Source organism: Burkholderia sp. MSh2 (genome assembly GCF_000731655.1).
Taxonomy (GTDB): Bacteria; Pseudomonadota; Gammaproteobacteria; order Burkholderiales; family Burkholderiaceae; genus Burkholderia; species Burkholderia paludis.
The window spans coordinates 1-7,766 of the sequence record NZ_JPGM01000124.1 but is presented as its reverse complement, the minus strand read 5'-3'; the positions used below and the strand labels follow the sequence as shown (position 1 = coordinate 7,766).

Genomic DNA, 7,766 nt, shown 5'->3' with positions numbered 1-7,766 from the left:
GCCCGCGAAGTCGACGGCGGCGCGGAAACGCTGTCGCTGTCGCTGCCGGCGGTCATCACGACCGACCTGCGCCTGAACGAGCCGCGCTACGTGACGCTGCCGAACATCATGAAGGCGAAGAAGAAGCCGCTGGAAACCGTGAAACCGGAAGACCTCGGCGTGGATGTCGCGCCGCGTCTGAAGACGCTGAAGGTGGTCGAGCCGCCGAAGCGCGCGGCCGGCGTGAAGGTGCCGGACGTGAAGACGCTGGTCGAGAAGCTGAAGACCGAAGCCAAGGTGCTGTAAGAGGGAGCGCAAGGAAATGACGATTCTGGTGATTGCAGAACACGACAACGCGTCGATCAAGGCCGCGACGCTGAACACGGTGGCGGCGGCAGCCGAAGTTGGCCAATTCGTCGGCGGTGACGTTCACGTGCTGGTCGCGGGCCACAACGTGCAAGCGGCGGCAGATGCAGCAGCGAAGATCGCAGGTGTGTCGAAGGTGCTGCTGGCCGACGCACCGCAACTGGCCGAAGGCCTGGCGGAAAACGTCGAGGCGACCGCGCTGAACATCGCGAAGGACTACTCGCACATCCTCGCGCCGGCGACGGCCTACGGCAAGAACATCGCGCCGCGTATCGCCGCGAAGCTGGACGTCGCGCAGATCTCGGACATCACGGCGGTCGATTCGGCCGACACGTTCGAGCGCCCGATCTACGCGGGCAACGCGATCGCGACGGTGCAGTCGAGCGACCCGATCAAGGTCATCACGGTGCGTGCGACGGGTTTCGATCCGGTCGCGGCCGACGGCGGCAGCGCAGCGGTCGAGAAGATCGAAGCGGCAGCCGATGCCGGCAAGTCGAAGTTCGTGAGCCGTGAAGTGACGAAGCTGGACCGTCCGGAGCTGACCAGCGCGAAGATCATCGTGTCGGGCGGCCGCGGTCTGGGCAGCGGCGAAAACTACACGAAGGTGCTGGAGCCGTTGGCCGACAAGCTGTCGGCTGCACTCGGCGCATCGCGTGCCGCAGTCGACGCAGGTTACGTGCCGAACGACTACCAGGTCGGCCAGACCGGCAAGATCGTCGCGCCGCAGCTGTACATCGCGGTCGGCATCTCGGGTGCGATCCAGCATCTGGCCGGCATGAAGGATTCGAAGGTGATCGTCGCGATCAACAAGGATCCGGAAGCACCGATCTTCAGCGTGGCCGACTACGGCCTCGTCGGCGATCTGTTCACGCATGTCCCCGAATTGACCGGTGTCGCGTAGAGGCACCATTGACGTTTTTCCCTCCTTGGCGCTGAAAAGCCGGTTTGCCGCACCTTTCGACCGATGGCACGACGCTCCCCTGTCCAGCCGTGAGAATTACTCATTTCCGACGATGCGTCGCCTGACGCAGCACCCATAAAGTCATCGAACCCGCTCGACCTATTCCCGCCGGCATGATAGCGGTGGCGCTCGCTCTTGCAGTTTTGCCGTGTCCGGAGCAGAAGGGGTCGTGCGATGCGCCTATCATCAGGAGACACGCATATGAAGAAGCAGCCCCCGTTAGCCGGGATTCGCATCGCGGATATGAGCACGGTGGTGTTTGGGCCGTACTGCACGCAGATTCTCGCCGACCTTGGTGCGGACGTGATCAAGGTCGAGCCGCCGGGTGGTGATACCGTGCGCCGCATCGGCACGCCACCGGTGACTGTCGGGATGGGGCCGGTTCACATGCGGCTCAATCGGGGCAAGCGTTCAGTCGATTGGGATCAGAAAACCGAGGCCGGCCGTGCGGCGATGCGGCGCCTGCTCGAGACCGCCGATGTATTTGTGCACAACATCCGGCCCGAGGCCATCGAACGCGCGGGGCTGGGTTACGACGAGGTCCGCAAGCTTCGGCCCGACATCATCTATGTGCACTGCACCGGCTTCGGGCTCGACGGCCCATACGCTGGCTTGCAGGCTTACGATGACATCATTCAGGCCGCATCGGGTGCCGCCACGCTATTGCCCCGTGTGGACGGCGATCCCAAGCCGCGATATCTGCCCACGTTGTTCGCCGACAAGGTGTCCGGCCTGCATGCTGCCTATGCGACGCTCGCGGCGGTGGTACAGCGTTTGCGCACCGGGGAGGGGCAATATATCGAAGTCCCCATGTTCGAGTCGATCGCGAGCTTCAATCTTCTCGAACACCTGTGCAACGAGACCTATGTTCCGCCAACTGGGCGCTGGGGATATTCACGTCAGCTCGATCCGACACGCCAGCCCATGCGCACCCGCGATGGTTACATTTCAGTCGCACCGTACATTGATGACCGATGGGTTCGCTTCTTCGAGGCCGCTGGCCATGGGGAGGTCCTCGACGAGCCGCGCTTTGCCGACGAGATGTCGCGGCGCAATAGCGTACAACAGATGTACGAAGTCATGGCGATCATACTGCCTGAGCGGACCACTGCGGAGTGGTTGAGCATCCTGAAGGCGGCGAACGTGCCGGCCATCCAAGTCAATGAAATCAGTAGCGTGCTGACTGATCCGCATCTGAATGCGACTGGCCTGTTTCGTCAACGCGTGCATCCGACCGAAGGCGGTTATATCGAGGTGCGCCCGCCGGTTCGATTCGCGGGTTTTGACTATCCCGATTTGTGCGATGCACCGGCACCCGGACAGCATACCGACGAGCTAAACCGCGAGCTCGGCATTGCGGGTGATGATGGGGTGAATTAGCACGGCCGTGACGATGAAACAAGCCAATAACAGAAACTGAGTGGAGACAAAATGAATCCGTATGCGTTCCCGTTGCTTATCAAACAGCTGTTGGTAATGCCCATTGCGCAGCGCTCGCGCAAGGAGGTCGTTTATCGTGACCGTCTGCGGTTCGACTATCCGATGCTGGTCCAGCGCATCGGGCGGCTCGGCAGTGCCCTGTCGCGGCTCGGAATCGGTGAGGGCGATACCGTGGCGGTGCTCGACTGGGACAGCCATCGTTACCTGGAAGCTTATTTCGCCGTGCCGATGCTCGGCGCGACACTGATGACGGCGAACATTCGCCTGACGCCTGCACAGGTTGCCTATACGGTCGATCATTCTGAGGCGGAGACGGTACTCCTGCATGTCGATTTCGTGCCGCTGATCCAGGAAATCCGTGCGCAGTTACCGCACGTCAAGCGCTTCATCTGTCTGAGCGAAGACGGGCAGATTCCAGTCGGGCTCGACTGGGCCGGCGAGTACGAAGCGCTGCTCGGTGCGGCCGATCCGGCCTTCGTATTTCCGGAGTTCGACGAGAACACCCGCGCGACGCTGTTCTATACGACTGGGACGACCGGAATGCCGAAGGGCGTCTACTTCAGCCACCGGCAGATCGTGCTGCATTCGTTGGCCGTACTGGCGACGGTTTCCCAGTCGACCGAGAATGGCCGTTTTTCGCGCAATGATGTCTACATGCCGATGACGCCGATGTTCCACGCACATGCGTGGGGTTATCCGTACATTGCGACCATGTGCGGCTGGAAGCAGGTCTATCCTGGCCGCTACGAGCCATCGATGCTGGCGGGTTTGGCGAAGTCGGAAGGCGTAACGTTCTCGCACTGCGTGCCGACCGTGCTGCAGATGGTGCTTGCCACGCCTGAAGCGCAAGACGCCGATTTTGGTGGCTGGAAGGTCGTGATCGGTGGCAGTGCGTTGTCTCACGTGCTTTGCAAGCAGGCGCGGGCGCACAACATCGACATATATTGCGGGTATGGCATGTCGGAGAGCTGCCCGCTGCTCACCTTGGCGTTAATCAAAACCGACGTGCTGGACGATATTGCCGATGAGCGAGGCAGGCTCGAGCGCGATCTCCGCATACGCGTCAGCGCAGGCTTGCCCGGCATGCTAACGCAGGTGCAGGTTGTCGACAGCGAGATGCGGCCGGTGCCGGTGGACGGTGTTTCGGTAGGAGAAATTGTCGCGCGCGCGGCGCATTTGACTCAGGGCTATCTGAAGGACCCAGCTGGCAGTCATGCGCTGTGGACGGGCGGCTGGATGCACACCGGCGATATCGGCCGGTTCGACGAGGACGGCTACCTGCATTTGGTCGATCGCGCAAAGGACGTGATCAAGAGTGGCGGCGAATGGATTTCGTCGATCGCGCTCGAGGATGCGATCGGTCAGCATCCGGGGGTTCAGGAAGTGGCGGTCATCGGTATGGTCGATCCGAAGTGGGGCGAGCGTCCGCTGGCAATCGTCGTGCCCGTTTCGGGGAGGGACGTGGATGCCGACATGCTCCGTGCGCACTTGGGTGCGCTGGCCGACTGTGGCCTGATATCGAAGTACGCCATTCCTGAGCGTTTCGTGATCGTCGAGACCATCGAGCGAACCAGTGTCGGAAAATTCGACAAAAAGCGCTTGCGCGAACAATTTGCGAAGCAGGTATTGTGACCCGGTACCGGCGTCATCGATGAGACGGCCCGTTGGCAAATACACGGAAAGGGGCCGTTTCGGCCCGCTATCTCGCGACCTCGCGATCGAATCCCCGATGCGGATGATCTGGAGTTGCGGGATCTTTGAGGGACGGCGGCGCTCCACCTTGGCGCCACCGAGCATACGCACCGTCTACCGGTCGGGAGACACGCACGACACCTGAGCATGGCGATTGGAAGGCTGCCTGGCAGGCGATGTGCGATGCAGTCGGCCGCGATTTCGACGACCGCCCACCGGTGTTCGTGGCCGACCCGATCGATAGCAGCGCGATTCGCCGTTGGCTCGAGCCACTCGAATTCGATTGCGCACTGCATGGCTGGCGAGTGTGGCATCAGCTATCACCTGCCGCGCCTGGTGGGCGCCTCGCGTGCCTTCGAGTTGATGCTCACCGGCCGCCCGGTGCCGGCCGACGAGGCAGAACGCATCGGGCTGGTCGCAGCAGTGTTGGACGACGATGCGCTGCTGTCCCGGGCGCTGGAGCTGGCCGGCCAGGTGCTGCGCAACAGCCCCTATGCCACGCGCCACACCAAGCAGATCATGTGGACCAACCTGGAAGCGCCCGGCCTCGACGCTGCCATCGAGGTCGAGAACCGCGCCCAGGTGCTCGCCCTGATGACCGAGGGTTTCAAGGAGGCCGCGGCCATCTTCTCCGCCAAGCGCGCGCCCGTGTTCACTGGCCGCTGAGTGCCGGCTGCCGCACCTTGTCGGTGCGAACAGCCGCCCCCGGGCTGTCGCGCTCGCGCGCTCGGGCAGGCCGGGCACGCGAGCGCACGCCGGCGTCAATCGCTGGCACCGTCGATCAGTGCGACGGGAATTTCCACTGTCTTCGCGAGCAAGTATTCGCCGACGGCCTTGCCGACCTGATCGAAGCGCAGGTTGCTCGAGCCGCCGTTGCCGAGCAGGCCACGCACGATGAAGTGAACCGCTCGCAGACGCGGGAACTCGTGGCGCACGATATCGAGGCCTTCCCACTCCGGCACGAGCCTGCGCAGCATGTCGCTCGACAGCATTCGACGCAGCCATGGCCATGCCCGATCGTCGCCGACCCAGATTCCGAGGTTTGAATTGCCGCCCTTGTCGCCGCTGCGCGCATACGCGATCGTGCCGAGCGGAAGTGCGCGCGTCGGGCCAATGGGTGGGGGCGACGTGGGTTCCGGATGCGTCGGCTGCCACGGGGACGTGCTCGCTGACGGCGGCGCGATCATGATCGCACGGCCGTCGTCCAGCACGGCTCGATGGTGGAGTTCGGTCATCGGCAGCAGTGCCGGCCAGTACTCGGTGCGGGGCGACGGTTCGGTGACGCGGAACGCGCCGGTATCGTGAAAGAAGCCCGGGATGCTGCTGGTGTACAGACTGTAGACCTTCGATGAGAATCGCGCCGGTGCGAGCGCATCACGATCGCGTGCGGTCGCCATGATGCGCAGCGTCACAGTCGCCTCGCCCTGTGTGCGAGGGTCCGCTGCGCTTGTGCCGATCTGCGTGAACTCGAGCTGGTCGATCGCGGCCCCGGCTGTCAGGTGGCGCACCTGGGCTTCGAGCAGCGCGATTTTCTCTTCGACATGGAGGCCCGTCACGAACACGTACAGCACGATCTGCCAGCCGATCGGTGCGAACGCCGCGACTTTCGTCGTCGCCGGCGGCGGCGAGCCGACGGCTCCCGCCACCGCGACGCGATCCTTGCCTACCTGCGTGAGCGTAACGTGCGACAGCTCGGTCGTGACGTCGGGGTTCAGGTACGTCGGCCCCTGGATTTCGTAGACGAGCTGCGCGGTGACGGTGTCGGTGGTCATCGCGCCGCCGCGATTCGGGTCCTTCGTGACGACGCAGGTGCCGTTGGCTGCGACTTCGGCGATCGGGAAGCCGCCTTCGACCAGCCCCGGAATGTCCCGGAAGCCTGTGAAGTTCGCGCCGGCCGCCTGCACGCCGCATTCGATGATGTGGCCGGCAACGACGGCGCCCGCCAGTGGGTTCCAGTCGTCCTGCCTCCAGCCGTGCCACCACGCGCACGGGCCGACGACCAGCGACGCGTCGGTCACGCGCCCGCACACGACGATGTCCGCGCCGGCCTGCAGCGCGGCCGCGATTCCCCAGCCGCCCAGATACGCGTTGGCGGCGATCGGCTCGTGGCCCCAGCTCGCGAGCGGCGCGCCGGTGTCCAGATGTTCCATCGCGTGACCGTCAGCCTGCAGGGCGGGCAGACGATTCACGATGTCGTCGCCGTCGATATGGGCGACGCGTAGCGAGACGCCGGCCGCCGCGATCTCCGCGCGCAGCGCCTGCGCCAGGCTGTCCGGATTCAGCGCACCGGCGTTGACGACGATCCTGATGCCGCGCCGCGCGATGTCGCGCAGATGCGGACGAACCTGATCGATGAAGTACGGGACATAGCCCTGCGTGCGATCTGCTTGATATCGGGCGACGAAGTTCGCGAGCGTGATTTCCGCCAGGTAATCGCCGATCAGTACATCGACGTTGCCGGAGTTCATCATTTCGTCGAGCGCGGTATAGCGATCGCCGAGATACGCCGAGAAATTACCGATAACGATGGGTCGTTGTGCCATGAAACACTCCAGAAAGGGCGCACGGATCGCCCGCCGGCAATGCGGCGAGCGCGACGGCATTGAGACTCAGCGGGTTGCCGCCGAGTATAGGCATCGCATGCAGGCCGCCGCATCGTCGGAATCGACGATGGACGCGCCGGCCGGCGGATCGATGCGCGCACTCGCTGGTGCGAAAGACGATTTCGCCGCTTCCGACGATTCGTGAAGCCAATGATTTGATCCACCATGGATGCCATGATGATTTGATGGCCGTGAAACCGGCCCGTGGAAAGGGGACCCTCGAATGCGCGAGCAAGCGCCGCTGGCGGGCATCCGCATCTCAGACATGAGTACCGGGATTTTCGGCCCCTACTGCATACAGATCCTGGCCGACCTGGGTGCCGACGTGATCAAGGTCGAGCCTCCGGACGGCGACAGCATCCGCAACATCGGCAAGTGACCTGCGGCGGGATTTTGTAGCCAGTTAAGCAGTGAGTCGCATGTCGATATTATCGGACTCCGGCCAGGCTCGACGGACCGTGGCGGGAGGTTGATAGCGATGTGCGCTATGGGGCCGGCGCTCGTTGTAGAACTGCCGCCAGCGTTCGATGAGCACCTTGGCCTCGGCGCGGCTGCGGAACCACTCCCGGTTCAGCAATTCGTCACGCAGCTTGCCGTTGAAGCTCTCGACGAAGCCGTTTTGCCACGGACTGCCGGGCGCGATGAAGGCCGGACCGATGGCCGCATCCCGCAGCCAGCGCATGACCCTGGCAGCGGTAAATTCGGCACCGTTGTCAGACCGAACG

7 protein-coding genes and 1 pseudogene are annotated in these 7,766 nt (G+C 63.7%); 6 read left to right on the top strand and 2 right to left on the bottom strand.

Going from position 1 to position 7,766, the window contains the following annotated elements; translation table 11 throughout:
• The 5 genes from GQ57_RS37670 to GQ57_RS37650 form a co-directional block, all read left to right on the top strand.
• The coding region (locus GQ57_RS37670; protein WP_034200580.1) for an electron transfer flavoprotein subunit beta/FixA family protein at positions 1-285 on the top strand (285 nt) is incomplete at its 5' end.
• A gap of 16 nt (positions 286-301) precedes the next feature.
• Positions 302-1,246, top strand: a complete 945-nt coding sequence (locus tag GQ57_RS37665; protein WP_034200579.1) for an electron transfer flavoprotein subunit alpha/FixB family protein — start codon at positions 302-304, stop codon at positions 1,244-1,246.
• Between the two features lie 261 nt (positions 1,247-1,507).
• Positions 1,508-2,686 carry a CaiB/BaiF CoA transferase family protein gene (locus tag GQ57_RS37660; protein WP_034200578.1) on the top strand — a complete coding sequence of 393 codons (1,179 nt, stop codon included), beginning with the start codon at positions 1,508-1,510 and terminating at the stop codon, positions 2,684-2,686.
• A gap of 51 nt (positions 2,687-2,737) precedes the next feature.
• Entirely contained in the window at positions 2,738-4,378 is a 1,641-nt protein-coding gene (locus tag GQ57_RS37655; protein WP_034200577.1) for a fatty acid--CoA ligase, read from the top strand.
• 354 nt (positions 4,379-4,732) lie between these two features.
• Positions 4,733-5,104 (top strand): enoyl-CoA hydratase/isomerase family protein, encoded by a 372-nt coding sequence (locus GQ57_RS37650; RefSeq protein WP_052001632.1) that lies wholly within the window; start codon positions 4,733-4,735, stop codon positions 5,102-5,104.
• A gap of 95 nt (positions 5,105-5,199) precedes the next feature.
• On the opposite strand, the gene GQ57_RS37645 is transcribed toward GQ57_RS37650, so the two are convergent.
• Positions 5,200-6,981 (bottom strand): acyclic terpene utilization AtuA family protein, encoded by a 1,782-nt coding sequence (locus GQ57_RS37645; protein ID WP_034200576.1) that lies wholly within the window; start codon positions 6,979-6,981, stop codon positions 5,200-5,202.
• A 283-nt stretch (positions 6,982-7,264) separates the two neighbouring features.
• Here GQ57_RS37645 and GQ57_RS41085 point away from each other — a divergent pair.
• Positions 7,265-7,414 (top strand): annotated as a pseudogene (locus GQ57_RS41085) (CoA transferase); the annotation flags it as partial.
• A gap of 30 nt (positions 7,415-7,444) precedes the next feature.
• Here the strand turns inward: GQ57_RS41085 and GQ57_RS37640 are convergent.
• Positions 7,445-7,766: integrase core domain-containing protein (locus tag GQ57_RS37640; protein ID WP_034200575.1), on the bottom strand; the 322-nt coding region annotated here is incomplete at its 5' end.

Bases quoted from the DNA above. Each gene is read 5' to 3' on its own strand.
- GQ57_RS37650 (WP_052001632.1), top strand. From the start codon at position 4,733: ATGGCTGGCGAGTGTGGCATCAGCTATCACCTGCCGCGCCTGGTGGGC.
- GQ57_RS37660 (WP_034200578.1), top strand. From the start codon at position 1,508: ATGAAGAAGCAGCCCCCGTTAGCCGGGATTCGCATCGCGGATATGAGC.
- GQ57_RS37655 (WP_034200577.1), top strand. From the start codon at position 2,738: ATGAATCCGTATGCGTTCCCGTTGCTTATCAAACAGCTGTTGGTAATG.
- GQ57_RS37665 (WP_034200579.1), top strand. From the start codon at position 302: ATGACGATTCTGGTGATTGCAGAACACGACAACGCGTCGATCAAGGCC.
- GQ57_RS37645 (WP_034200576.1), bottom strand. From the start codon at position 6,981: ATGGCACAACGACCCATCGTTATCGGTAATTTCTCGGCGTATCTCGGC.